We start from the raw sequence: 24,993 nt of genomic DNA, 5'->3' as shown, positions 1-24,993 counted from the left end.
GCCGGGCGGTGGCCGCACCGATCTGCCGCGTTCGCTACCTGCCTAAGCGGATTCACGCACCTTCCGGCGGCGAGCGCACGGTGAGCGCGTGATTCGGATCCGATCGCGAACAGGCACCCGATGCGGACCTGAACACGCGGAACCGACCTCCGCCGGGATGACTCATCCCCGCTCCATCCCGGCGGAGGCCGGACATCACCGCGCCGCACAATGATTCGTTTGCGCCGCGGTGACGAAAGCGCGACTCGGCCACGGCGCGACCACATTTCGATGGCGCCGGGTGCTCGTGCGACCAAGTGGCGGCACGTGCGAGTCGCGGGGTCCGGGTCAGTCCGGCAGCTGCACAACGCCGTCCAGGTAGCGGCGGCAGCGGCCGACGAGCAGTACCCGGTCACCGACGAGCTCGCAGCGCAGGCTGCCGCCGCGCCGGGAGAGCTGGCGGGCGGTGAGTTCGGTGCGGCCGAGTTCACGGGCCCACAGCGGAACCAGTTGGGCGTGCGCCGAGCCGGTGACCGGGTCCTCCGGCACGCCGACGCCCGGGGCGAAGAAGCGCGAGACGAAGTCGGCGGACTCGCCGCGCGCGGTGACGATCGCGCCGCGCGGCAACGGCGGGAAGGCGGTGAAAATCGGTGCGGCGTCGCGGACTTCCTGTTCGCTGCCCACCACGATGACCACATCGGTGCCGGTGTAGGCGCGCACCGCGGATACGCCGAGCGCGGCGACCAGCACCACATCGGGGGTCACTTCGGTGGCGGGCACCGCGGGCAGGTCGAGCACGAATTCGTCGTCGTCGGTGCGATCCACGTGCAGCCAGCCGCTGCGAGTGAAGAAGCTCACCCGGTCCGCGCCCGGGTGCATGTCCTCCAAAATCTGTGCGGCACTGGCGACGGTGGCGTGCCCGCACATGTCGACCTCTACCGCAGGGGTGAACCAGCGCAGGTGGAACGCGGGCCAATCCCCGGGCGGCGCACCGGCCTCCGGCGGTAATTCCGCGGTGTAGAAGGCGGTTTCGGCGAGGTTGTTCTCCTCGGCCAGGTGTTGCAGCAACGAATCCGGGAGCCACGACGAGAGCGGCATCACCGCGGCTGGGTTGCCCGAGAACGGTGCGTCCGCGAACGCGTCGATCTGGTGCAGCAGTACCTCCATATTCGGAGAAGGTACTCCAACACTGAATGATCGCCCCGCACAAGGGTTCTCGCGGCGCGCCGGGTCAGATGTCCAGTTTGTCAGGAACCGCCGTATTAGGGGTCGGGAACAGTTCGGCTTTCTCCCCCAGCAGTGTCGCGCTCACCCACCACGCGACCTCGACGAGCACGATACCCACAGCGCCACAAATGAATGCGGCGGTGGTGAGCCCCACATTGGACGGGTCCAGTTTGAAGAACTCCCGGGTGAACGGAACGCTGAACAGGAAGATGTACGCGCCGACCGACACCGAGATCAGCACTACCTTCCACCACACGTACGGCCGGGCGACGATGGCGAGCACCCACACCGCGATCATGATCAGCGTGATCAACGCGGTGGTGCCTGCCTGCTCCTTCTGCTGCGCGGAAGCCTCCGGACCGGCATAGGCGATCAGGTAGGCGACGAAGGTGGCCACGCCGATCACCACGCCGGACGGAATCGCCAATCGCATGACGCGACGGACGAATCCGCTGCGGGCGCGCTCGTTGTTGGGCGCGAGCGAGAGGACGAACGCCGGGATGCCGATGGTGAACCAGGCGGCGATCGTGACGTGCCGCGGCAGGAACGGATAGCCGATCGGGTCGTAGCCGAAGATCTGCGAGCCGACGCCGGCGATGCCGATCAGGAAGGCGAGCAGCACCGAGTAGACGGTCTTGGTGAGGAACAGATTCGAGACCCGCTCGATATTGCCGATCACCCGGCGACCCTCCCCCACCACGTACGGCAGGGTCGCGAACTTGTTGTCCAGCAAGACGATCTGCGCCACCGCGCGGGTGGCCGGGCTGCCCGCGCCCATCGCGACGCCGATGTCGGCGTCCTTGAGCGCCAGCACGTCGTTGACGCCGTCGCCGGTCATCGCGACGGTGTGGCCGCGCGACTGGAGTGCAGCCACCATGGCGCGCTTCTGGTCCGGCCGGACCCGGCCGAAGGTGGTCTCGTGGTCGAGCACGTCGGCGAGTTGCTCGCGGCCCTCGGGCAATTGGCGCGCGTCGACCGCGTGGTCGCCGCCGGTGAGGTCGAGCGAGGCGGCCACCGCGCCCACCGAGACGGCGTTGTCGCCGGAGATCACCTTGATCGAAACATTCTGGCTGGCAAAGTATTCGAGCGTTTCCTTGGCGTCGGGCCGGACCCGCTGCTCCAGCACCACCAGCGCCGCAGGCTGCACGGTGCCCGGCGCATCCGCCGCGTCGACCGGACGGTCGCTGCGGGCCAGCAGCAGGATGCGCAGCCCCGAGGAGCCGAGTTCCTCGGCCACCCTGGCATCTTCGGACTTCGCGTCGAGCAGCACGTCGGGCGCGCCGAGCAGCCAGTCGCCGTGCTCGCCGTAGGAGCAGCCGCTCCACTTCTTGGCCGAGGAGAACGGTGCGACCGCCGTCCGCGTCCAGCCCGGCCCGTCCGGCAGCGCCTCGGCGATCGCCTGCACGCTCGCGTTCGGGCGCGGATCGTCGGCCGCCAGCGCGGCCAGGGCTTGTCGAATGTCGTTGTCGTCGAAGGAATCCAGTGTTTTGATCTCGGACAGGCGCATGCCGTTCTCGGTGAGCGTGCCGGTCTTGTCCGCGCACACCACGTCGACCCTGGCCAGGCCCTCGATGGCGGGCAGCTCCTGCACCAGGCACTGGCGCCTGCCGAGCCGGACCACGCCGACCGCGAAGGCCACCGAGGTCATCAGCACCAGGCCCTCCGGCACCATCGGCACCAGCGCCGCGACCATGCCGGTCACCGCGGGCCGCCACGACTCCTTGCTGGAGACCAGCTGGTTGTAGATGCTCAGCGCGCCCGCCGGGATCAGCAGGTAGGTGATCACCTTCAGGATGGTGTCGATACCGCTGCGCAGCTCCGACTTGACCAGGGTGAACTTGCTCGCCTCGTCGGCCAGCTTCGCCGCGTACGCGTCCTTACCGACCTTGGTGGCGCGATAGCAGCCGCTACCGGACACCACGTAGCTGCCCGACATCACCTCGGCGCCGACCTGCTTGTCGATCGGGTCGGCCTCACCGGTGAGCAGCGATTCGTCGATCTCCAGCAGCGAGGCCTCCGCGACCTCGCCGTCCACCACGATCTGGTCGCCGGGGCCGAGCTCGATCAGGTCGTCGAGCACCACCTCGCGCGGCGCCAGCTCGACGGACTTGCCGTCGCGGCGCACGGTCGGCTTGGCCTGGCTGACGATGGCCAGCTTGTCCAGGGTGCGCTTGGCGCGGACCTCCTGGATGATGCCGACCGCGCTGTTGGCGACGATCAGCAGTCCGAACATGCCGTCGATGATCGATCCGGTGGCCAGCACCAGGATGAACAGCACGCCGAGGATGGCGTTGATCCGGGTGAAGACGTTGGCCCTGACGATGTCGCGGACCGAGCGGCTGGCCCGGTCCGGCACATCGTTGGTGAGCCCGTCGCGGCGACGTTGCTCGACCTCCGCCGCGGTCAATCCGGTGGCAGGCGCGGCCTGCACGCTAGTCGACATGACCGCAAGGCTACGTGAGAAGTAGCGTCGGAAGCGTGCAGCGAAGCAGGACTATCCCGGGTGTTGCGTTCGGTACGAGCGCGTTCTTCCTCTGGGGTTTGTTCCCCGCTTTCTTCGGGTTGCTGGCGTTCGCCGGTGCGGCCGAGGTGGTTGCGCAGCGGATTCTGTGGACGTTGGTGTTGGTGCTCGCGATGCTGCTGGTGACCGGACGGTTGCGCGAGCTACGCGGCATCGGCGCGCGGATCTGGCGGTTGGCCGCGGTGGCGTCGGCGGCGATCGCGATCAACTGGGGTGTGTATGTGTTCGGCGTCATGTCGGGGCACGTCGTGGAGTGTGCGCTCGGGTACTTCATCAACCCGTTGGTGACGGTCGCGTTCGGAGTGCTGATCTTTCGCGAGCGGCTGGCGAAGGCGCAGTGGGCCGCGCTCGCGCTCGGTGCCGCCGCGGTGGCGGTGCTCACCGTCGACTACGGCAGGCCGCCGGTCATCGCGCTGGTGCTGGCCTGCTCCTTCGCGACGTACGGCCTGGTGAAGAAGGTCATCCCGCTGGACGCGGTGCGTGGCATCGCCGCCGAGGGTGTAGTGGCCGCGCCGTTCGCCCTCGCCTTCGTGATCGTGCTAGCCCTGACGGGGCGCAGCGAATTCGGTTCCAGCACAGGGCATGCCGCGCTGCTGGTGGCCACCGGTCCGGTCACGCTCATCCCGCTGCTGCTGTTCGCCGTTGCCGCCCAACGTGTTCCGCTGTCCACCATGGGGCTGCTGCAATACCTCACCCCGGCCCTCCAGATGGCCTGGGGCGTCGCCGTCGCGCACGAACCGATGCCTGCCTCCCGCTGGGCGGGCTTCGCCCTCATCTGGACGGCCCTGGCCATATTCACCGCGCACGCCCTGCTGCGTGCCCGCCGCACCCACCGCGAGGCCCGGACCAGCACCGTCGCGGCTGGATCGCAGCCCAAATCAGCGGATGCATAAATCTGCACGGCCAGGTACAGTGATCTGCATGCGGACGACTTTGGATCTGGACGATGCGCTGCTGCGCGCCGCCAAGCAACAGGCCGCTCGCGACGGACGGACCCTGACCAGCCTGATCGAGGAGGCGTTACGCATGCTGCTCGAAGACCTCAGCGCACGGGACACCGCACGGATGGACATCGTCCTACCGACGGGCGGCGGCGACGGGGTTCAGGTCGGCATCAACCTCGCTCAGTGGAGTACGGTCCGCGACGCCGGTTACGAGGACGACGACGCACGGCTGCGATCGACGTTGTCCGATGCTGCTTCCTGACGTCAATGTCCTGGTCTACGCGTTCCGGGTCGAGTCGCCCGACCACGCCGCCGCGCATGACTGGCTGACCACGCTGGTGAACGGACCCGCCACCTTCGCATTGAGCGAGTTGGTGCTCAGCGGGTTCGTTCGCGTGGTCACCAATCCGCGCATCTTCCGGACGCCGACCTCGCCGGACCAGGCCCTGCAATTCACCGAGATCCTGATCGGTGCACCGAACTCCCGTCCCGTGCGCCCCGGACCCCGCCACTACGAGATCTTCGCGCACCTGTGCCGCACCATCGACGCCCGAGGCAACGACGTCGCCGACGCCTACCACGCCGCCCTGGCCATCGAGTCCGGCAGCGAACTGATCACCTGCGACCGCGGGTTCGCCCGCTTCCCCGGCCTACGCTGGCAGCACCCGTTCGCGGTGCAGTCGAAAGCTTGACGCGCCAAAGGGTTTGACCGCCCCTCCGCAGGTTGCGCCGAGAGCGAGCACTGGCCGCACACCTTTTCGGCGCGTGCGCGCACACCCCGCTATACGGGTGTGCGCCTCACACAAAGGATGTACGGCCAGCGGTTCGGCCGGGCGTGGCCTACCAGGCGGTGTTGATGTGGCCGGGGGTCCAGGTGCCCCAGCGTTGGGTTTCGTCGATGGTCACCTTGGCGGGCTGGGCGTTGGGGTCGAGGGGTAGGTACTGCTCGATCGAGCCCCAGTCCCGATCCCAGTCGTCGCTCAGGTAGGCGGGCAGGGCCCGGGCGGTGAACAGTAGCTGGGTCCAGCCGAGTGGACCACCGCCGTCGTGGGCCTGCCACAGGTTGGTGATGGTGGCGCCGTTGCGGTCCGGCAGGATTCGGTAGGCGGGCAGGTCGGCCACACCGGCGTGCGTGGCCACCAGGTTCTGGCAGGGATAGGTCATCGCGACTTCCCAGTCCAGCAGCACCGGCGTCCGCGAACCGACCACGTCGGTCATGGTTTTCAGCTGCGGCACGCGCGGCGGGGTCACCGCGAGCCACTGGTCCTTACCGAGATCCTTGTCGCTCGCGACGATCCGGACGACGTTGGCATCGGCGGGCAGCTGGTCGAGCGGGACCCGCACGTTGCGCCATGACGGTGACGGGCCGATATCGATCGGATCGATGCTGCCGAGTGCTGTTGCCGCGCCCTCGGATTCGGCGCGACCGTACTCGACGCGCAGGTCCTGACCCGGGTGCACGATGCCGTCGCTGTCGACATGCCGGATCCGCCCGGCGACCGCAATCGAGATGATCGGGCCGCGACTTCCGTTGTTGTCCTGCGGAAGTCGGTACCACCCGGTCGTCAGCTCGGCGGGTACCTGGTCACCGTCCCGGTAGCTGCCGAGCACCGGAATGGACGCCGGATCCAGGCCGAAAGGCAGCGGGACACTGCTGCCATTGATTCCGGCCCCCTTCGACGTACCGGTCTCCGAACCGGGTGACTTCGACCCCGCCTTCGGATCCGCAGCCTCGTCGGAATCGGCGCTGGTTACGGAATTCGCCTTGCCCGTGGTGGATTCGATCTCATCGGAGGTCAGGTCGGCAGCCACGCCGTTCGGAGTGAATCCGGTCGACTCGGCACCGGCCAATGCCGCCGCCGCATCGCCGGCCTGTGGGCTCAGCACCGACGCGTTGGGATCGGTTTCGATCAGCACCTTGTCCGCGAGTCCGCAGCCACCGGAAAAGGCTGCGGACAGGTTCGATTGGGCGACCGAGTACGACGGATACTGCGCCACCGCAGCTTTCGCCATCGACAGCACTTCGAACAACACCATGGCGGCCGCGACGACGGCGAGCACGGGAGTACGGGCGATTCGACCGGGCACCGAGTCAGGACGCGGCTGCGTCTCCGGGCGAAGGTGGAACCACGCAGCGACGATCAGTGCGAGCACCGACAGACCCGCCGCGAAGGTCGACAGGCCGAAACCGGCGAATGTCGGTGCCTTGTCCCACCACGGGACACCCCAGGCGGACACCCACCAGTAACCGTTGGCGCCGACGAAAGTCAGCGCCAGTGCGAAGAAGACTGCCGCGGCGAACAGCGCCCTGTTGCGCACCGGGCGCGTCACGTGCGGGCTGATCGCGACGGCGGTGAGCGCCGCAACGCAGGCAGCCAACCCGGCGAAGACGCCGAACTGATGAATCCATTTCGTGGGCGAGAACATCATCAGCACCATCGCGGCGACAGTGATGCCGAGGAGTCGGCGCGACGGCCCGACCGCGGTGCCGGGAATATGCCCACCACGGCGCAGCATGATGACCACGCACACCACCAAGCCCAGCAGCATCATGAACATGCCGAACCGCCGGGTCAGCCACCCGTCGCCGCTCGGCTGGAGCAGATACTGGTAGCGCAGGAATTCCAGGAACCACGAGGCACCGTCACCAGGCCCGATCCTGTTGTGCACGTAGGAGAACTCGAGCACTCCGGCCAGGGTTCGATCCGCGAAGACGACAGTCAGCACCACCAGACCGGCGGCGAGCAGAGGCAGCAGCAGCGCAAAGTAGCCGGCGCTCTTCGCCCGCCGCACGATAACCGCAACCATGGTGCGCGCCCCGGCCGCCAGTGCGCCGATGCAGATCAGGCCGGAGGGTGCGGCGGTCAAGGTGAACGCCGCGATGAGGATCGCAAGCGCGTACGGCAGCAGGCGACGGGTTGCGATGGCCCGTTCGACCGACGCCCAGGTGAGGATCACACCCAGCGCCACAAAGGGTTCGGCCCGCAGTCCGTTGTTGTAGGGCAGCCAGAAGGCGAGAAACACCAGTGCGCTTGTCCACACCACGACCGCGTTGTCCCGCAGGGCGGCACCGAGCCGGGGCAGGAGTTCACGGCTGATCACCCACCAGGCGATGACGCTGACGAGCAAGGTAGGCAACCGAACCCAGGGACTCACCGACGACACGTGGGTCAGCAACCCGATCAAGTCGGTGTACGGCGTGTAGAACGGCCCCTCGTCGACGCTGAACCATCGGTAATAGTTCGACATGAACCCGGAGCTCCGCTCGGCGCGAGCCATGCCGAGGATATAACCGTCATCGGAGGTGTTGGCACCGATGAAGTGCCACACCAGCAGCGTGGCGAACACCAGGTAGTCGGCAGGCTGCAGCCGCCACCAACGAGTGGGCAGGAACCGCCGCGACTTTCGGCCGTCCGCACTGTCCAGGTGGTACAGCGCGACCAAAGCGACGAGCGTCGCCAACACGGCCAGCACGATCGCGGCCAGCTTCCACGGCGTCGGCGAGGCCGAAAAACGGGAATCCACTTGCACATTCACGTGCAAGCCCGACGGCGCCGCACCGGTCAGGTCACTGAAGACACCGACAACCTGCGGGCGGATGTCGGTGGTGAACTCCTTGCCCGAATCCGCGACACCCGTTGCGGTGACCGTGGTCCGCTGCGTATCCATCTGGACGTGGACCGCGCAGGATCCATTGCGGACCGCGCTCAGCGGCGCCGACCACAGCAGCGTGTTGCGTGACACCACGTCGACCCGGCCCACACGATCCGCGGCATCGGGGACGACTTTGACGACGAACCCGTAGCGCTCCAGATCGGGCGACTGCCGCGGAATGGTCGACACCACAACGCCACCCGAGTCGGCGAGCGCGTCGAAGGCGGCGCACGGTATCTCGGCGGATAGGTCCATCGGCGCGTAGGTGAGCAGCGGCGCCGTCACCGAGGTGACTGCCGCCGTCTGCGGCCACGCCACACTGGATTGGTCCTGCTCGACCGGCAGGAACGGAATCGACGCGGCGGCGAGGATGGCCAGCAGCCCACTGACGATCGCCAGCAACCTGATTCGGCGAGCGACACCGCGATGCGCTCCGGAATCCTGTGGCTCCTGGGGTGCCGACGGTTGGGCGGATTCACGCACAGCGTCACTGACAGTCACGACGCTGGATGCTAGCGCGTAATCATCGGATGACACAGAGTCCCAGCTATCGGCGGTCGAATCACGTACTCAGCCTGCATATTCGGTCACCGACGCGAACGGAGGCCGTTGTCGCGGCCGGCTCGCTGGGAGCCGGCCGCGACGACACGAACTAGCTGCAGGCCGTGGAGGTCTGGCCCAGGTTGGTCAGCATGGCGCAGGCCCAGGACTTCTGGATCTTCCACTTGCCGTTGTCGGCGACGAAGGGCACGTCGACGAGGTTCTCCTGGCCGTTGACCACGAACTTGGCCTTGGCGTTGACGCTGTCGCCGAACTCGGTCACATCGGTGACCTCGATCTTCACGTCGGCGCCCTTGGCCGCCTGCGAGAGGCGATCCGGCAGGGTCGGGTCGGCCTCGGCGCCCTGGACACCGTCCAGCTTCTCCGACGCCGGAACCGCCGGGTCCAGCGCGCGGGCCAGTGCGGCGTTCAGCTCCGCGACTGTCGGGACCGGCGGCAGGTTCGCAGCGGCCGACGCCGACGCCTTGGCGCTGGTCGACGTCTTGGCGGCCGGCTTGCTGTCCTTGTCGTCGCCGCACGCGGTCATACCCAGCGCGGCAACGATGGCCAGGCCGGCGATCGCGATGCGTCCAGTCTTACGAAGCTTCAACTGCTCGTCCTTTGCGTTCGAGTAGGTCCGTGTCATGTCCACCAATGGCAGCCTCCACCCGACCGGCGGCGCTGCACGAGCTCCCAGGCTACCGGCACAGAGGACCACCGCGTGGACCCACACGGGACTGACTGATGTCGTCGGCAGCGAACGTACGCGGTGGGCTCGGCGATGTCGAGCGCTGCGCCGACCCCGTCACCGCAGACTGTGCAGCGGATCGGCTCTGCTCAGGCCCGGGTCGTCGGCGGCGAAGGTGCGGGCCGGGCCCGGACCGGTCGAGCGGGTCTCGAATCGCACGGTGACGACGCCGTATCCACCGCCTTGGACCCAGCCGTGGCCGTACTCGGGGTGCTCGACGTCCATGCCGGGATGCCAGAGCGGAACCGACAGCGCGGTCGCGAGCGGCGCGGTCGCCGGTGCCTCCTCCGCGTCCGCTGCCACTTCGGCCGGCGCGGCCGCCTGTTCCCAGACGCCGTCCTCGGCGACCGGCGCCTGATCCAGTTCGGGAAACAGTGACTCCTGCCGCACCGTGGACAATCCGCCGTAGCCGACCCCGACCAGCCGGATCGGGCCGAGCTCGGTCGGGTCGATCGCGGAACGCTGCGCGGCGGTGGACAGCGTGGTGAGATCCTCGGTCGCGTACGGCAGCGTGAACGAGCGCGTCACGATGCTCATATCCGACTTCTTCAACTTGAGCACCACGGTGCGGGCGGCGCGCCCGTCGGCGATCAGGCGACGATGCGCCGACGCGGCCATCGCCTCGATCGCCGGGCGCAGCTGCGCGAGGGTGACGATGTCGGTCTCGAAGGTGGTCTCGGCGCTGATCTGCTTGGCCTCGGCCCGCTCGGCGACCGGGCGATCATCGATACCGCGTGCGAGGCGATGCAGCGCGGCGCCGACCGCACCTCCCAAGATCGATATCGCCTCCGATTCCGGTAACGCGGCGAACGCGCCGACCGTCTCGATGCCGAGCGAGCGCAGTTTGTGCTCGGCCACCGGGCCGATCCCCCACAGCTTCCGGACCGGCAGCGCGGACAGCATCTCTGCTTGTTCGACCGCCGAAACCACCCGGATCCCATCGGGTTTGGCCAGGCCGGAGGCGATCTTCGCGAGTTGCTTACCGGTGCCCGCGCCGACGGACGCGGTCAGGCCGGTGCGTTCGCGCACCGCGGCGCGCAGGTCCGCACAGAACTCGTGCACCTCGGCGACCGTGGCGCCGGCCAGTTCGGCGGGTTCGCCGAACGCCTCGTCGAACGACAGCGTCTCCAGCACCGGGATCCGGCTGCGCAGGGTGTCGAACACCTGCCCGCTCAGCACGCCGTACACCGCACCCCGCGGCGGCACCACCACCGCGGTGACGCCGACCAGTCTGCGCGCCTGATGCATCGGCATCGCCGAACGCGCGCCGTACACGCGCGCTTCATAACTGGCGCCCGCGACGACACCGCGCCCGCCGATGCCGCCGACGAGAACCGGGCGCCCACGCAACGTGGGACGCGTCAACTGTTCTACGGACGCGAAGAACGCATCCATATCGATGTGCAGCACCCAGCGCCGGGCAGTGCTCTGTGCGTCGGCGCGCGTCAGTGGATGCTGTTCACTCACCGTGGTTTCGCCGAAGGTTTCCTGGACTCCGGTAAGCGCACCGGCAGCACGTCGGCGGTGCGCTGCCCGAACTCCCCCAGCCGGGCCGCATCCGCCGGCGCCTTCGCAGGCACCCGCTCGGCGACGATCGCCTTGTCCGTACTCACCTTCGGAAATCTACGCCCGCCCACCGACAGCATCGGGCAGGCGCCGACGCTGTGTGGTGACTGCGGACTAGCTGTCGGTTTCCTGTCGCGATCCGAAGTGATGCGATTTCGACATTGAACGGACAACCAGCCCGCGACCTGGGCAGATATCACAAGCCCGAGCGCACTACACGGTTTCGGTAAACAGTTGACGAAGCGCGGGGACCGCCCTTGCCGCACAGCTTCATGTGTGATGATCGGACCTATGAAGATCCGCAAGGCCGTGATCCCGGCCGCCGGTATCGGTTCCCGGCTCCTCCCGCTGACCAAGGCCATCCCGAAGGAGATGCTGCCGGTCGGTGACAAGCCGGTCATCGAACATACGGTCCGCGAGCTGGTCGCGTCGGGCATCACCGACATCACCATCGTGGTCAGCAGCGGAAAATCGTTGATCCAGGACCACTTCCGCCCCAATCCCGCGCTGGTGGCCCAGCTACGCGCGGACGGCAAGACCGCCTACGCCGATGCGGTCGAAGAGGTCGGTGAACTGTCCAGGCTCGGCCACATCACCTACCTCGACCAGCACGGCCCCTACGGTAACGGCACCCCGGTCCTGAACGCGGCCCGCAATCTGGGCGACGAGCCGATGCTGGTGCTGTGGCCCGACGACGTGTTCGTCGCCGAGGTGCCGCGTGCCCAGCAGCTGATCGACGCCTACGAGGCCACCGGCGCCCCGGTGCTCGCGCTGATGCCGATGGACCCGGCCGAGTCGCAGCGCTACGGCGTCCCGGTCGTCGCCGACGACCAGGGACACGGCCTGTTGCGCATCACCGGCCTGCGGGAGAAGCCCAAGCCGGAGGACGCGCCGTCGGACTTCGCCGCGATCGGCGGCTATGTCGTCACCCCCGGCATCATCGACGAACTGCGCGCGCAGACCAAGGCCTGGTACGAGCACCGCTCCGGCGAGGTCTACCTGACCGACGCGATCAACGTGCACGCCGCCGAGAACCCCGTCTACGGCCAGGTGATCCGGGGCCGCTGGTACGACACCGGCAATCCGGCCGACTACCTGGTCGCCCAGTTCGCCTCGGCGCTGGCCAACCCGCAGTACGCCCCACTGCTGCGCAGCCTGGTCGACGAGAAGGACTGAGCCGCACACATCCTGATGTCCCGCGGACCGAATCGCACGCGATTTTCGGTGCGGGACATCAGCGGATGTGCGGCTAGAAGCGGCGAATGGCGTAGATGTCGAACTGCTTGAGCGGGCTGAGGCCGACGGGGACGCCCCAGTCGTAGGCGTTGAAGATCTGGCCGAAGCCGGCGTAGATGCCGACGTGCGAGCCGTCGGTGTTCAGCACCACCACGTCGCCGGGCGAGAGCGCGTAGTACGGGACGGGTGCGCCCGCTCTGGCCTGTTCCCAGGTCGTGCGCGGAATGCGGACGCCGACCTGGCGGAATGCCCACTGGACCAGGCCGGAGCAGTCCCAGGTGAACGGGCCGGTGCCGCCCCACTCGTAGGGCTTTCCGGTCTGCGAGACGGCCGCCGCCAGCGCACCCACCCCGTTCGAGCTGGGCAGCGGGATCGCGGCCGAACCGGAGGCGGAAAGGGATTGGGCGCTGCCGGTAGCGCTACCGGTGTCCGACCAGCCCGGACCCGCCAGGATCAGTGTCGCGGCTGTCGCTAGGAGGAATCCGAAAGCGATGCGACGCAAGGGTTTTCTGTTCACGTGCTCGTCCCTTCCGGCGGCCCGGCGCGCGGGCCACCATCCGGCGGTCCCGGCTGACGCCTGGGTCGAGCAGCGCCACAGGGGCCGCAGCCGCCGTGTCCGGCGCACAAACACCTGGCACAGCGCATTCAGGTAGGACAACTCACGAACTCACTACTGCCCCAGAAGTCGATCTCCGCAACAGCAGCACCATCTTCGATTCTGCCGTGCCGCTTGAACGTGCAACCCCGGTTCAGCAAATTTCTGGCATGTGATCTACATCACACATTATTCCGGCACCGGCAGGCCGCGAGTCAATCCGAGCCCGCTTCGGCAAGGGCGGCGCGTACCAAAGAGCGGGCCGCCCAGCTCATCGTCTCGGTGGCCGCGGCGACATCGAGCCCACAGGTGTCGCGGGTGGATACCAGCGCTTCGATCCCGAAGACCAGCGTCACCGCGTTCACCAACCGCTCCATCCGCTCGGCCGACAACGTGTCCCGCAACGGCGCCAAGGCGACCCGCGCCATCTCCAGCCGGGTCACGCCGCGCACCGGAACCCGTTCCGCCTCAGCGACATCGACCTGACCGAACCAGCGATCGAGGGTTGCCCGCAGTACGCCACGCCACACCACCTCGTCCGCGAACTGGAAGGCGCAGACCTCGCGCACCACCCGGTCGATGCGCTGCTCCGGATCGTCGGGCAGCTCGTCGAGGAAGTCCGGAAACCCGCCGGTGGTCCCGGCCTGCCGGGTCGCCATGTCCGACCACAGCGACTGCGGGTTCGGGAAGTACCGGTAAGCGGTGGCGGTGGAGACTTTCGCGGCCTCGGCGACCTCGGCGATCGAGGGCGAGTGACCGTTGCGAGCGAGTTCGAGCGCGGCCGCGAGCAGAGCTTCCCTGGTGCGCATCTTCTGATTCTTCGCTCGGCCACTATTGAGAATCTCATCTCGCCGTGAGAAAGTCATCTCACCACGATAGCAGATTCTCACTTTCAGGAGGGCGTGGCGATGACACGTGAAGAGATGGACGAGCTGTTCGAACGGCACTGCGCGGCGGAGGCCGCCAACGATGTCGAGGCGATCATGGATACCCTGGCCGCGGACGTCGAGCACGACGCCGTCGGCGATCCGCAGGGCACCCTGCGCGACCCGGCCGCGATCGCCCAGCGCTACCGCGACCTGTTCGACGCGATCAGCGAAGACAAGATGGAGACCGTCCACCGGTACTACGGCGAGGACTTCTTCGTCGACGAATCCCATTGGTACGGCCGGGCGACCGGCACGTTCCTCGGCATCCCCGGCGGCAACCGCCCCATCGATTTCCGGATACTGCACGTCTGCGAGATCCGCGACGACAAGATCAGCCGGGAGAACGTCTGGCTGGACACCGCCGCGATCGTGCAGCAGTTGACGGCGCCGGTCTGATGGGCGCCTACAAAGCCGCCGAACGCGGGATCGCGGTGCAGCAGCGGAACAAACAAGGGCGGGACCAGCTGGCCCCGCCTTTGCTGTTCGACGTGTCAGGCCTTGGTGACCTGTGCCCGCACGCCCCCGACCAGATCGGCGGCGTCGGCCCCCGCCTCGCCGAAGGTGAGGGTGGTGGCGAGGATCTCGCCCGCGATCAGCGCACGGTGCGTTTCGGCCCACCCGGCCCGGTCGGCCGGTACCTCGAGCAGCACCGAGATGCGGTCGGAGACGTCGAGCCCCAAGGACTTTCGGGTCTCCTGCAGATCGCGGATGAGGTCGCGGGCCCAGCCCTCGGCCTCCAGTTCCTCGGTGACCACCGAGTTCAGCACCACCAGGCCAGCATTGCCGGGCAGGGCGGCGGTGGACTCGGGTTCGGCGGCCACCAGGCGCTGCGTGTATTCCTCGGGGAGTAGGGCGATTCCGGCGGCGGTGACGACACCATCGGCATCCTCGGACCATTCGCCGGCCTTGACCGCCTTGATCACCGTCTGCACGTCCTTGCCGAGGCGCGGGCCTGCGGCACGGGCGTTGACGACCAGTTCGAACCGGCCGTGCACGGCGACGTCGGTGGTCAGGTCGACCTTCTTGACGTTCACCTCGTCGGCGATGATGTCGGCGTAGGGCGCGAGCCGCTCGGCGTCGGCCGCGGCGATGGTCACCTCGGCCAACGGCAGCCGCACCCGCAGGTTCTGTGCCTTGCGCAGGCTCAGCACCGTCGAGCAGACCACCCTGGCCTCGTCCATCGCGGCGACCAGCTCCGGATCGGCGGGCAGCTCACCGTCTTTCGGCCAGTCGGTCAGGTGCACCGACTCGCCACCGGTGAGCCCGCGCCAGATCACCTCGGTGATCAGCGGCAGCAGCGGCGCGGCCAGCCGGGTGACCACCTCGAGCACCGTGTGCAGCGTGTCCACCGCATCCGGCTCCTCGCTCCAGAAGCGCGAACGTGACCGGCGCACATACCAATTGGTGAGCGCGTCGGCGAATCCGCGCAGCTGCTCGCAGGCCCCGGCGATGTCGTAGGTCTCCAGCGCCTCGGTCATCGCGTCGCGGGTTTGCGCGAGCTTGGCCAAGATGTAGCGGTCCAGCACGTTCGGCGAATCCGTGCGCCAGGTACCCGGTTTCGAGGCATACAGGTTCAGGAACGTCCACGCGTTCCACAGCGGCCGCAGCGCATGGCTGACGCCCTCGCGGATGCCGCGCTCGGTGACGATGAGGTTGCCGCCGCGCAGGATCGGCGAGCTCATCAGGAACCAGCGCATCGCGTCCGAGCCGTCCCGATCGAACACCTCGTTGACGTTCGGGTAGTTGCCCTTGGACTTGCTCATCTTCAGGCCGTCGTCGCCGAGCACGATGCCGTGTGCGGCAACGGTTTTGAAGGCGTGGCTGTCGAAGAGCGCGGTCGAGAGCACGTGCAGCGTGTAGAACCAGCCGCGGGTCTGCCCGTTGTACTCGACGATGAAGTCACCGGGGAAGTGGCTGTCGAACCACTCCTTGTTCTCGAACGGGTAGTGCACCTGGGCGAACGGCATCGAGCCCGACTCGAACCAGCAGTCGAGCACCTCGGGCACCCGGCGCATGGTCGACTGCCCCGTCGGGTCGTCCGGATTCGGCCGGGTCAGTTCGTCGATCATCGGGCGGTGCAGGTCGGCCGGGCGCACGCCGAAGTCGCGTTCCAGCTCGTCGAGCGAGCCGTACACGTCCATCCGCGGATAGTCCGGGTTGTCGGAGACCCACACCGGGATCGGGCTGCCCCAGTAGCGGTTCCGGCTGATGTTCCAGTCCCGCGCGCCCTCCAGCCACTTGCCGAACTGGCCGTCGCGGATGTGCTCGGGCACCCAGCTGATCCGCTGGTTCAGCTCGACCATCCGGTTACGGAACTTGGTCACCGCGACGAACCAGGACGGCACCGCCATGTAGATCAGCGGCTGGCCGGAGCGCCAGCTGTGCGGGTAGGAGTGCTCGATGGTCTCGTGCCGCAACAGCTTTCCGGCGGCCTTGAGGTCCTTGATGATGACCGGGTTGGCGTCGAACACCATCAGGCCCTCGTACGGCGGCACCATCGACGTGAACTTGCCGCCCGGGTCCAGCGGCTGCACGATCTCGATGCCGTTGGCCGTGGCGACGTCCATGTCCTCCTCACCGAATGCCGGTGCGAGGTGCACGATTCCGGTGCCGGAGTCGGTGGTCACGTAGTCGGCGTTCAGCACGCGGTGCGCGCGCGGGTGGCCGGCGAAGAAGTCGAACGGGGGCTCGTAGGGCAGGTCGGTGAGCGCGGCGCCGTCGTACTCGCCGAGCGTCTCCGGTTCGTCACCGAATTCGCGGGCGTAGTGCGACACGCGTTCGGCCGCCAGCAGATAGCGCTTGCCGTCGGCGGCGCGCAGGTGCACGTAGCGGACGTCGGGGTGCACGGCGATCGCGAGGTTCGACGGCAGCGTCCACGGGGTGGTGGTCCAGATCAGCGCGTTGGCGCCGTCCAAGGCGTGCAGCGGATGCTCGGCGGGCACGCGCAGCACCATGTCGACGGTGACCGCCGGGTCCTGGCGCATCTTGTACGCGTCGTCGAGGCGGGTCTCCTGATTCGACAGCGGCGTCTGCTCATACCAGCTGTAGGGCAGCACCCGGAAGCCTTGATAGATCAAGCCCTTCTCGTGCAACGACTTGAACGCCCACATCACCGACTCCATGAAGTCGAGATCGAGTGTCTTGTAGTCGTTGTCGAAGTCGACCCAGCGCGCCTGACGTGTCACATAATCGCGCCATTCACCGGTGTAGCGGAGCACGGAAGATTTACAGGCCGCGTTGAATTCGGCGAGGCCCATCTCGTCGATCTGTGATTTGTCCGTGATACCGAGCTGTTTCTCCGCTTCGATTTCCGCGGGCAATCCGTGACAGTCCCAGCCGAATCGCCGGTCGACCCGCTTGCCGCGCATCGTCTGGAAACGCGGTACCAGGTCTTTGACGTATCCGGTGAGCAAATGCCCGTAATGTGGCAGACCGTTGGCAAACGGCGGTCCGTCGTAGAAGACGAACTCCGCTGCCCCGGAACGGTTTTCGATGCTCGCGCGGAAGGTGTCGGCGGCGGCCCAGGCGTCTAGCACGCGGCGCTCCATCGCGGGGAACGCCGAGCCCGTGCCGACACCGAGGTCCACGCGCGGGTATCCGCTGTTGCTGGAAGTTTGGTCCGCCATCGCGGGTGCGTCTCCTCGTGCCGTTTACGTTGGCACGGGGACGATGCCGACGCCGGTGCGTCGATACCGCGGTACCACCCCGCTTGTCCGGCCAGAGCGGCCGAACCTCTCGTTGTGAGCTGTGACGGGCTCACCCGTTCGGTTCTACTGGGCACCGCCGCCGCGCAGGCCGCGGGTGCTGTTCTTCCGAAGGCTCCCCGGTGATGGCCGGATCAACACCATGTTCATGTTTGATTCTAGCCAGTGCGGTCAAACCTGATTACGGTGCCGCCTACCTAGCGCTTGGCGTGACGCCCCGGCGGTGGCGCGGCGTCCTCGTCCGGCCGACGCATAGACAGGGCACTGACCAGTAACAGCACGGCGCCGAGCACGCAGACCAGAATGCAACCCCACGCCCAGATCACCGATCCGGTGGTGAGCGCGGCGACCAGCAGGGCGAAGCCGACGGCGGCAAGAACGAGCGTCAAGACGAGCATGGTGACCCCAGGCGGCTCGACAGTTTCTTCAATTGTACGAACTGTGGTGCGCTCGAGGCGAGCGGATTACTTGCCACCCTTGGCGAACGACGCGGGCTGCAGGTTGTTGGCCGTGTTGGCGTCCGCGAAGGCCTCGCCACCGTCGACCGGGACCGCAGAGCCGCGGTTCTCCAGCTCCTCGAGCTGCGATTCCAGGTAGGACTTCAGCCGCACCCGGTACTCGCGCTCGAAGGTCTTGAGCTGTTCGATCCGGCTCTCCAGCACGCTGCGCTGCTGGGTGATGGTCGCCATGATCTCGGTGTGCTTGCGCTCGGCATCGGCCTGCAGGGCGTCGGCTTTTTCCTTCGCCTGACGCAGCTGGTTGTCCGACCGGGACTGCGCGTCCGACAGCATCGCGTCGGCCTTCTGGCGCGCGTCGGCGATCATCGCCTCGGAGCGGGTCCTGGCATCGCCGACGAGACGCTCGGAGTTTGCCCGCGCGTTCGACAGCAGGTTTTCCGCTTCGACCTTCGCGTCGCTGGTGAGCCGATCCGCCATCTCCTGGGCGAGGCTGAGCACCTTGGCGGCCTGCAGGTTGGCGTCCGCGCTCGGGGCTTCCTTCGGCGGGGCCGGGGCAGGCATCGGCGCGGGCGGGGCCTGCTGGACCGGGGGCTTGATCGGCTCCGGCTGCGGCGGCGGGGCCTGCTGGACAGGCGCTTTCACGTTGTTCGGGCCGACCGGGCCGCGATTCTTCTTGGCATCAGCAAGTTCTGCGTCGAGTTCGGCGACCCGCTGACGCAGGTCGGCGTTCTCCTCGATCAGACGCGAGAGTTCCTGCTCGACGAGATCCAGGAAGGCGTCGACTTCATCCTCGTTGTAGCCGCGCTTCCCGATCGGCGGTTTGCTGAACGCGACGTTGTGCACATCGGCTGGAGTCAGCGGCATGGAAGGATCCCTTCACGCGTCTTTTGGAGATCTAGCAGATCTAGCAAGCTACTTCATGGCCCATTCTGTCACACCGGGGTTGCCGACTGCCCAAGGCTGCCCACGATCGACATCAAGATGAAGACGATGAAAAGCAGGACCATAATCGACAGATCCAGGCGAATTCCTCCCAGAGACACCGGTGGTATCAAGCGCCTCAGGAGTTTCACCGGCGGATCGGTGATCGTGAAGATCACCTCGAGGATGACGACGACGACACCGGTCGGGCGCCAGTCGCGCGCGAAGCTTCGGATGAACTCGACGATCACCCGGCTGATCAGCAACAGCCAGAAGATGAACAGTACGAAGTACAGCACCGCGAACAAGGCCACGAGTTCACTCTGCCGCAAAATCCGCTTTGCGCAAAATGACCGCGCCGCCCCACCTGCGACCGGTCTGCAACACCCCCCAGATCACGACCTTATTTCTGGTTGTAGAAGCCGGTTTCGGCGATGCGTCGGCGTTCTTCGGCTGATACGTCGACATCGGCCGGTGAGAGGAGGAACACCTTGGTGGCCACCTTGTCGAACGAGCCACGCAGCGCGAACGCGAGCCCGGCGGCGAAGTCGACCAGGCGCTTGGCGTCGGCGTTGCTCAGCTCGACCAGGTCCATGATGACCGGGTTGCCCTCGCGGAACCGCTCGCCGATGATCCTGGCCTCGCTGTAGTCGCGCGGGCGCAGTGTCGTGATCTTGGACAAGGGGCCTCCGTCCTCGAAGATCCCCGGCCTGCGCGCGGGTGCCGGCTCGGGGCGCACGCGCTCCTCCAGCCGTCGCTCCTCGGCGTCGGGATCGACCGCGAGCGCACCACGGGTGGTGCCCCGCAGCGGCGGCGGCGCGGTGCCGCCCGCACGGAACCGGCCGGACGAGGGCGCGGCGTCGATGCGGGTGGGCCTGCGGGCCGGCTCGTAGCGGTCCTCGCCGTAGGGCTCGTCGGCGTACTCGTCCCGCCGGGAAACCGGGTAACCGCCCTTGTAGGGCGACTTGTAGGCGGGTTCCGGGTAGTCGGCGTCCTCGCGGTCGAAGCCGTCGGCGCCGTAATGGTCTGCGCCGTAACGATCTTCGACATAGCGGTCGGAGTAGTCACGGGGCCGAGGCCGACGAACCCCACGCTCGTCGCTACCCCGGGGGGCGCGATCGTCGACGTAGTCGTCCTCGTAGTCCTCGAGCGGAACCATGCCGAAATACGCCTTGAACTTGTGCAGCGTGCTCATCACCGCACCTCGCTGGCGCTCGGCGCGATGATGACCACGCGGGTGGCTGCGCCCATTGGCTCGCTGCGCTCGCTCATCACCGCACCTCGCTGACGCTCGGCGCAGTCATGACCACGATCGTGGCTGCGTCGAGAACTCGCTCGCTCCGCTCGCTCATGTTGGTCGACCTTCCTTCGGCCCCGGTGGCGGCCGGGTGTTGAAGTCTTGCTCAGCCCTCGCCTGTCTCAAGCATATGTGTCGAATGTGACTGATGAGGTTTCTTTGCTACGCCGAGGTTATCGGTCGAGCGCCCATCAAGGCGGTACCGACACGCACACACGTGGCGCCGTGTTGGATGGCAGATTCCAGATCGCCGGACATTCCTGCGGAAAGTTCTGTCGCACCGGGATGCTCGGCGAGCAGCAGGGTGTGCAAAGTCGCAAGTCGTGCAAATGCGGCATCAGACTCAACCCCCAATGGCGGAATAGCCATCAGACCGGACAGTCGTAATCCCGTAGACGCGGCAATATGTTCCGCTAGCCGTGCCAGATCGTCGGGTGCGACACCGCCGCGCGAAGGGTCTTCATCCAGGCTCACCTGCAGCAGGACGCGGACCGGCTCGCTGCGCTGCCCCACGTCCAACGCGGTGCGCGCACCGGTGTCAAGCGCCGTTGCCAGGCGTTCGCTGTCGACCGAATGCACGGTGTGTGCCCAGCGCGCGACGACGCGTGCCTTGTTGCGCTGCAGGCGTCCGATCATGTGCCACTGGACATCCGGGAGTCCTTCGTCACTTTCCGCATCCTGACGGACCAAAGATGGCAGTGCTGCCACCTTTGCGGTGGCCTCCTGCTCGCGCGATTCGCCGAACTCGCGGCGGCCCAAGCGATACAGGATCGCCACGTCCTCGGCCGGGAAAAACTTCGTCACGGGGAGTAGACGCACCGAGTCCGGCGCGCGCCCCGCCGCGAGACACGCCGCGTCCACCCGTTGCAGCAGCGCCGAGAGATTGGTGGCCAGTTCCGCGGTGCGCGCGTCGACTTGCGCCGCAACCTCATTCACTACCGGACCTCCGACCAGATGACACTGCCGAGCCGACCGGTCGGCGCGCCGCGGCGATGACTGAACAGGGTGTGATCCTCGATCGTGCAGCGCGGGTCGATCGCAACCCCGTTGACCCCTGCCTCGAGCAGCTGCCTGCTGATACCGGCCCGCAGGTCCAGCGACGGAGTCTTGCGCACCGTGGTGGCGGCGCTGCCCGGCAGATGCTTCTCGACATCGGCGCGCATCGCGGCGGGCACCTCGTACTGCCGCCCGGACGCGGCGGGTCCGAGGAACGCGCCGATCCGATCCAGCCGAGCGCCGACCGACACCATCGCCTCGAGCACCCGCGGCACGATCCCGATCCGCGCCCCGATCCGTCCGGCATGCACGGCGGCGATGACCCCCGCCTCGTCGTCGGACAACAGCACCGGCACACAGTCGGCGGTCAACACCACCAGCGCCAGCCCCGGCACCCTGGTCACGATCGCATCGGTGGCGGGCACGGGCTCGTCGCGCGGCCCGTCGATGATCTCGACATTGCGTCCATGGATCTGTTCCATCCACACCAGCCGGTCGGGCGTCAACCCGATCCCCTCGGCCAGCCGATCCCGATTCCGGCGCACCGCGGCCGGATCGTCGCCCACATGATCTCCGAGATTGAACGACTCGTACGGCGGGGCCGAGAACCCACCCGCCCTGGTCGTCGTCACCCGTCGAACTGTCAGCGTAGGAGCAGAAGTCATGCCCCCGAGCGTAGTCAACCGTCCCGCCCCGCCGATCGCACAGAGCTCTCGTTCCGCGTACCTGGCCCGCCGGTTCTATGACGTAGCGGAACGCGCTGTGAGATCAACAACTTTCGCTCCCCGTGACCACGACGGACCGCGTCGGGTACGACGAAGGCCCTGAACCCGTCGGGGTCAGGGCCTTCAACAGTGCAAGCTGCCCGGTGTCAGCGCCGCATGAACGACGGCACGTCGACATCGTCGTCATCGTCGTCGGGCGGTTCGATGTGGGTGCGCGCGTTGCTCGCCACGGTCGGCTCCGCTAAACGGGCGCGCTCGGTGTCGCGGTAGCTCGGTACCGCGCCGCGGGTCGAGCTGGTCGAGCTCGCGGTGGCGGATGCGACGTCGGTGCTGCGTGCCGCGACCTCGGCGGTACGGCTCTGGCCGACCTCGCCTGCGCGGGCCGATCCGATGGTGCCCCGGCTGGCGGTGTCGAAGGTACGCCGGGCGGGTCCTCCACCGTCAAAACCCGCTGCGATCACGGTGACTCGTACTTCGTCGCCGAGCGAGTCGTCGATCACCGTGCCGAAGATGATGTTGGCCTCGATGTGCGCGGCCTCCTGAACCAACGAGGCGGCCTCGTTGATCTCGAATAGGCCGAGGTCGGAGCCGCCCGCGATGGACAGCAGCACGCCGTGCGCGCCGTCCATGGACGCTTCGAGCAGTGGTGAGTTGATCGCCGACTCGGCCGCCTTCACCGAGCGGCCCTCGCCGCGCGCGGAGCCGATGCCCATCAGTGCGCTGCCCGCGCCGGACATCACGCTCTTGACGTCGGCGAAGTCGACGTTGATCAGACCCGGGGTGGTGATCAGGTCGGTGATGCCCTGGACACCGTTGAGCAGCACCTCGTCCGCCGAGCGGAACGCGTCCATCAGGCTGACCGCCGCGTCGCCGAGCTGGAGCAGCCGGTCGTTGGGGATCACGATGAGCGTGTCGCAGGACTCGCGCAGCTGGGTGATGCCGGTTTCGGCCTGGCCACCACGCCGCTTGCCCTCGAAGGAGAACGGCCGGGTGACGACGCCGATGGTCAACGCGCCGAGCTTGCGCGCGATCTGCGCGACGACCGGGGCGCCACCGGTGCCGGTGCCACCACCCTCGCCCGCGGTCACGAAGACCATGTCGGCGCCCTTGAGCACCTCTTCGATCTCGTCCTTGTGGTCCTCGGCGGCTCGGCGGCCGACCTCCGGATCAGCGCCTGCGCCGAGACCACGGGTGAGTTCGCGGCCGACGTCGAGCTTGACGTCGGCATCGCTCATCAGCAGGGCCTGCGCGTCGGTGTTGACCGCGATGAACTCGACACCTTTGAGGCCCTGTTCGATCATCCGGTTGACGGCATTCACACCGCCGCCGCCGATACCGACGACCTTGATCACGGCAAGGTAGTTGTGCGGGGGCGTCATGGGCTCTCGCCTTCCTTCGATCTAAAGCCTGTCGTTTTCGGATTCGAGACACTTCGCCCGTTCTGCCGGGCCGAAGTTCGCCTGAGCGGCTTCACTCAGCGAACCGCCGCCCGGGCAAACCCTAAACCTCAACCATAGGGTTAGCGTTATGTCAAGTATCCGACTGCTGCGGAACGCTATTCGCCGCCGCCGCAATACACGCGCAGGCGCGCCGAAACGAGAGACAGAATCTTGTGTGATCCCTCTCGTCTCGCAGCCCCGCACGACGTATGGTGAACGGTTGCCCCCCGACGCTCGCCGCGCGGCGCGAGGGCCGGCGGCGTGAGCGTCAGGCCCGGAGGCGACGGTCCGCGCGACTCCGGAGAGTCGGCGAACGCCGCCCATCGAATTCTGCAATTCGATGCGGGCGCAATGGGTATCGCTCACTTTACCGTGACCAGATTAGGACTCGAAACATCGAACACCGTTCCAGGGCGGGTCAGCAGCGGAAGCACGACCGCCGACTTGCGTTCGGCATCGTTCATCCCGCCCCAGAGTACCGTGCGCCCATCCTTCAGATTCAGCGAAACATCCGAAATGGACCGCGCCACAACCTCGTCCACCTGGATGCCAAGTGCAGGTGGTAGCGCGGCGAGCACCGCGACTGCGGCCCTGGTCGCGGGGGCGTCACTGGCCGGGTGATCGGTGACCAATTTGGGTACCCCGATCGGCGTGTCCTCGATCGCGAATTCCACGCTCTCGACGTCGAGCAGATGTGCGCCCTGCGGACTCTCGAAGTACAGCACCGGAACCCGCTCGACCACCGTCACCTGCACCGTCGACGGAAAAACCCGCTGCACCCGAGCCGAGCGCACCTTCGGAATGCTCGCCACCCGCCGGGCGATGGCGTCGGTGTCGATGCGCAGCATCGAGCGCCCCGAAGGGATTTCGAGCAGTTGGCGCACCTGCTGTTCGGGCACCGCGACCGCGCCGTCGATCTCGACGGTACGCACTGAAAGCACCGGCGTGAACAGCGCGACGCCGCCGACTATTGCAAGGACGCACACGCCCAGCAATCCCCACAGCCGGACCCGGCGCCAGCCGTCCGGGCCGAGCCACGCGCCGGCCGAGCGCACCGAACCGAGACCCGCCCTGCGCACCGAACCGTCGCCACGCTCCCTGCGAGTCACGGCCTCACCGCCCGTACTGGGGGCGCGCCCGTAAACCGTCGAGGATCTGGCTGCCGAGCATGGTCACATCGCCGGCACCCATGGTGATCACCACGTCGCCGGGCAGCGCGAGCCGGGCGACCTGACGGCCGACCCGCGACATATCCGGTTGGTAATGCACGGGTTTGGTGACCGATTGAGCCACCAGCGCGCCGTTCACGCCGGGCAGCGGCTTCTCCCGCGCGCCGTACACGTCGAGCACGACCACCTCGTCGGCCAGGCTCAGCGCGGCGCCGAAGTCCTTCGCGAAAGTCGCGGTGCGGCTGTACAGATGCGGCTGGAACACCACGATCACCCGGCCTTGCCGCGACCGCGCCCCGTCCCTGGCCTCCTGCTGCACCAACTCCGCCGCAGCGCCGAGCACGG

At 67.5% G+C, this 24,993-nt stretch carries 23 protein-coding genes; 5 read left to right on the top strand and 18 right to left on the bottom strand.

Annotated elements, in window-relative coordinates:
- Positions 1–327: 327 nt before the first annotated feature.
- Positions 328–1,146, bottom strand: a complete 819-nt coding sequence (locus NN4_RS30845) for a PhzF family phenazine biosynthesis protein (RefSeq protein WP_147138840.1) — start codon at positions 1,144–1,146, stop codon at positions 328–330.
- Between the two features lie 64 nt (positions 1,147–1,210).
- Positions 1,211–3,649, bottom strand: a complete 2,439-nt coding sequence (locus NN4_RS30840; protein WP_147138838.1) for an HAD-IC family P-type ATPase — start codon at positions 3,647–3,649, stop codon at positions 1,211–1,213.
- A gap of 35 nt (positions 3,650–3,684) precedes the next feature.
- Between NN4_RS30840 and rarD the strand changes: the two genes are divergently transcribed.
- Genes rarD through NN4_RS30825 form a run of 3 tightly spaced genes read left to right on the top strand, consistent with a single transcriptional unit; the run spans position 3,685 to position 5,363 of the window.
- Positions 3,685–4,620: an EamA family transporter RarD gene (rarD, locus tag NN4_RS30835; protein WP_147138836.1), complete on the top strand. Its 936-nt coding sequence runs from the start codon at positions 3,685–3,687 to the stop codon at positions 4,618–4,620.
- A 28-nt stretch (positions 4,621–4,648) separates the two neighbouring features.
- Entirely contained in the window at positions 4,649–4,933 is a 285-nt protein-coding gene (locus NN4_RS30830) for a type II toxin-antitoxin system VapB family antitoxin (protein WP_147138835.1), read from the top strand.
- A complete protein-coding gene (locus NN4_RS30825; protein ID WP_147138833.1) occupies positions 4,920–5,363 on the top strand; it encodes a type II toxin-antitoxin system VapC family toxin in 444 nt (147 codons plus the stop codon). Before NN4_RS30830 ends, NN4_RS30825 begins: the two co-directional genes overlap by 14 nt.
- Positions 5,364–5,511: 148 nt before the next feature.
- Here NN4_RS30825 and NN4_RS30820 read toward each other — a convergent pair whose 3' ends face one another.
- From NN4_RS30820 to NN4_RS45260, 4 genes are all read right to left on the bottom strand, one after another.
- Positions 5,512–8,826 carry an arabinosyltransferase domain-containing protein gene (locus NN4_RS30820; protein ID WP_186818716.1) on the bottom strand — a complete coding sequence of 1,105 codons (3,315 nt, stop codon included), beginning with the start codon at positions 8,824–8,826 and terminating at the stop codon, positions 5,512–5,514.
- Between the two features lie 151 nt (positions 8,827–8,977).
- Complete coding sequence (locus tag NN4_RS30815; RefSeq protein ID WP_107655174.1) at positions 8,978–9,511, bottom strand: WKL family lipoprotein; 534 nt, start codon at positions 9,509–9,511, stop codon at positions 8,978–8,980.
- Positions 9,512–9,670: 159 nt separating this feature from the next.
- Positions 9,671–11,008: a DNA polymerase IV gene (locus tag NN4_RS30810; protein WP_246181175.1), complete on the bottom strand. Its 1,338-nt coding sequence runs from the start codon at positions 11,006–11,008 to the stop codon at positions 9,671–9,673.
- 68 nt (positions 11,009–11,076) lie between these two features.
- Positions 11,077–11,226: a hypothetical protein gene (locus NN4_RS45260; RefSeq protein ID WP_186818715.1), complete on the bottom strand. Its 150-nt coding sequence runs from the start codon at positions 11,224–11,226 to the stop codon at positions 11,077–11,079.
- Between the two features lie 244 nt (positions 11,227–11,470).
- Here NN4_RS45260 and NN4_RS30805 point away from each other — a divergent pair, with 244 nt between their 5' ends.
- A complete protein-coding gene (locus NN4_RS30805) occupies positions 11,471–12,355 on the top strand; it encodes a UTP--glucose-1-phosphate uridylyltransferase (RefSeq protein ID WP_147138829.1) in 885 nt (294 codons plus the stop codon).
- Between the two features lie 73 nt (positions 12,356–12,428).
- Here the strand turns inward: NN4_RS30805 and NN4_RS30800 are convergent, their stop codons facing one another.
- Positions 12,429–12,932: an NlpC/P60 family protein gene (locus NN4_RS30800; protein WP_135235889.1), complete on the bottom strand. Its 504-nt coding sequence runs from the start codon at positions 12,930–12,932 to the stop codon at positions 12,429–12,431.
- 293 nt (positions 12,933–13,225) lie between these two features.
- Positions 13,226–13,876 (bottom strand): TetR/AcrR family transcriptional regulator, encoded by a 651-nt coding sequence (locus NN4_RS30795; protein WP_147138827.1) that lies wholly within the window; start codon positions 13,874–13,876, stop codon positions 13,226–13,228.
- 42 nt (positions 13,877–13,918) lie between these two features.
- On the opposite strand from NN4_RS30795, the gene NN4_RS30790 reads away from it, so the two are divergent.
- The gene (locus tag NN4_RS30790) at positions 13,919–14,335 is read left to right on the top strand and encodes an ester cyclase (RefSeq protein ID WP_147138825.1); all 417 of its coding nucleotides are present in this window, start codon (positions 13,919–13,921) and stop codon (positions 14,333–14,335) included.
- A gap of 95 nt (positions 14,336–14,430) precedes the next feature.
- Here NN4_RS30790 and ileS read toward each other — a convergent pair whose 3' ends face one another.
- The 10 genes from ileS to NN4_RS30740 all read right to left on the bottom strand — a co-directional run.
- Positions 14,431–17,565: an isoleucine--tRNA ligase gene (gene ileS / locus NN4_RS30785; RefSeq protein ID WP_147138822.1), complete on the bottom strand. Its 3,135-nt coding sequence runs from the start codon at positions 17,563–17,565 to the stop codon at positions 14,431–14,433.
- A gap of 275 nt (positions 17,566–17,840) precedes the next feature.
- Positions 17,841–18,041, bottom strand: a complete 201-nt coding sequence (locus NN4_RS30780) for a hypothetical protein (protein ID WP_107655168.1) — start codon at positions 18,039–18,041, stop codon at positions 17,841–17,843.
- 66 nt (positions 18,042–18,107) lie between these two features.
- On the bottom strand, positions 18,108–18,965 hold the full coding sequence (wag31, locus tag NN4_RS30775) for a DivIVA-like cell division protein Wag31 (protein WP_107655167.1): 858 nt from the start codon (positions 18,963–18,965) through the stop codon (positions 18,108–18,110).
- A 68-nt stretch (positions 18,966–19,033) separates the two neighbouring features.
- Entirely contained in the window at positions 19,034–19,336 is a 303-nt protein-coding gene (locus NN4_RS30770; protein WP_107655166.1) for a YggT family protein, read from the bottom strand.
- A gap of 89 nt (positions 19,337–19,425) precedes the next feature.
- Positions 19,426–20,217: a cell division protein SepF gene (locus tag NN4_RS30765; RefSeq protein ID WP_107655165.1), complete on the bottom strand. Its 792-nt coding sequence runs from the start codon at positions 20,215–20,217 to the stop codon at positions 19,426–19,428.
- A 264-nt stretch (positions 20,218–20,481) separates the two neighbouring features.
- Positions 20,482–21,255, bottom strand: coding sequence for a YggS family pyridoxal phosphate-dependent enzyme (locus tag NN4_RS30760; protein ID WP_147138820.1), 774 nt, complete (start codon positions 21,253–21,255; stop codon positions 20,482–20,484).
- Positions 21,255–21,980 (bottom strand): peptidoglycan editing factor PgeF, encoded by a 726-nt coding sequence (gene pgeF, locus NN4_RS30755; protein WP_147138819.1) that lies wholly within the window; start codon positions 21,978–21,980, stop codon positions 21,255–21,257. Before pgeF ends, NN4_RS30760 begins: the two co-directional genes overlap by 1 nt.
- A 206-nt stretch (positions 21,981–22,186) precedes the next feature.
- Positions 22,187–23,419 (bottom strand): cell division protein FtsZ, encoded by a 1,233-nt coding sequence (ftsZ, locus tag NN4_RS30750; protein WP_135235882.1) that lies wholly within the window; start codon positions 23,417–23,419, stop codon positions 22,187–22,189.
- A gap of 422 nt (positions 23,420–23,841) precedes the next feature.
- The gene (locus NN4_RS30745) at positions 23,842–24,588 is read right to left on the bottom strand and encodes a cell division protein FtsQ/DivIB (RefSeq protein WP_234390804.1); all 747 of its coding nucleotides are present in this window, start codon (positions 24,586–24,588) and stop codon (positions 23,842–23,844) included.
- 4 nt (positions 24,589–24,592) lie between these two features.
- Positions 24,593–24,993 (bottom strand): glutamate ligase domain-containing protein (locus NN4_RS30740; protein WP_281289434.1); only part of this gene is annotated, 401 nt, incomplete at its 5' end.

Origin of the sequence: Nocardia ninae NBRC 108245, assembly GCF_007990755.1 — a bacterium.
Lineage (GTDB): Bacteria > Actinomycetota > Actinomycetes > Mycobacteriales > Mycobacteriaceae > Nocardia > Nocardia ninae.
The sequence above is the reverse complement of the archived record's forward strand: the minus strand, read 5'-3'. Positions and strand labels throughout refer to the sequence as shown.

Bases quoted from the DNA above. Each gene is read 5' to 3' on its own strand.
- NN4_RS30845 (WP_147138840.1), bottom strand. From the start codon at position 1,146: ATGGAGGTACTGCTGCACCAGATCGACGCGTTCGCGGACGCACCGTTC.
- NN4_RS30840 (WP_147138838.1), bottom strand. From the start codon at position 3,649: ATGTCGACTAGCGTGCAGGCCGCGCCTGCCACCGGATTGACCGCGGCG.
- NN4_RS30830 (WP_147138835.1), top strand. From the start codon at position 4,649: ATGCGGACGACTTTGGATCTGGACGATGCGCTGCTGCGCGCCGCCAAG.
- NN4_RS30825 (WP_147138833.1), top strand. From the start codon at position 4,920: ATGCTGCTTCCTGACGTCAATGTCCTGGTCTACGCGTTCCGGGTCGAG.
- NN4_RS30815 (WP_107655174.1), bottom strand. From the start codon at position 9,511: ATGACACGGACCTACTCGAACGCAAAGGACGAGCAGTTGAAGCTTCGT.
- NN4_RS30810 (WP_246181175.1), bottom strand. From the start codon at position 11,008: ATGGATGCGTTCTTCGCGTCCGTAGAACAGTTGACGCGTCCCACGTTG.
- NN4_RS30805 (WP_147138829.1), top strand. From the start codon at position 11,471: ATGAAGATCCGCAAGGCCGTGATCCCGGCCGCCGGTATCGGTTCCCGG.
- NN4_RS30795 (WP_147138827.1), bottom strand. From the start codon at position 13,876: ATGACTTTCTCACGGCGAGATGAGATTCTCAATAGTGGCCGAGCGAAG.
- NN4_RS30790 (WP_147138825.1), top strand. From the start codon at position 13,919: ATGACACGTGAAGAGATGGACGAGCTGTTCGAACGGCACTGCGCGGCG.
- ileS (WP_147138822.1), bottom strand. From the start codon at position 17,565: ATGGCGGACCAAACTTCCAGCAACAGCGGATACCCGCGCGTGGACCTC.
- NN4_RS30780 (WP_107655168.1), bottom strand. From the start codon at position 18,041: ATGCTCGTCTTGACGCTCGTTCTTGCCGCCGTCGGCTTCGCCCTGCTG.
- wag31 (WP_107655167.1), bottom strand. From the start codon at position 18,965: ATGCCGCTGACTCCAGCCGATGTGCACAACGTCGCGTTCAGCAAACCG.
- NN4_RS30765 (WP_107655165.1), bottom strand. From the start codon at position 20,217: ATGAGCACGCTGCACAAGTTCAAGGCGTATTTCGGCATGGTTCCGCTC.
- pgeF (WP_147138819.1), bottom strand. From the start codon at position 21,980: ATGACTTCTGCTCCTACGCTGACAGTTCGACGGGTGACGACGACCAGG.
- ftsZ (WP_135235882.1), bottom strand. From the start codon at position 23,419: ATGACGCCCCCGCACAACTACCTTGCCGTGATCAAGGTCGTCGGTATC.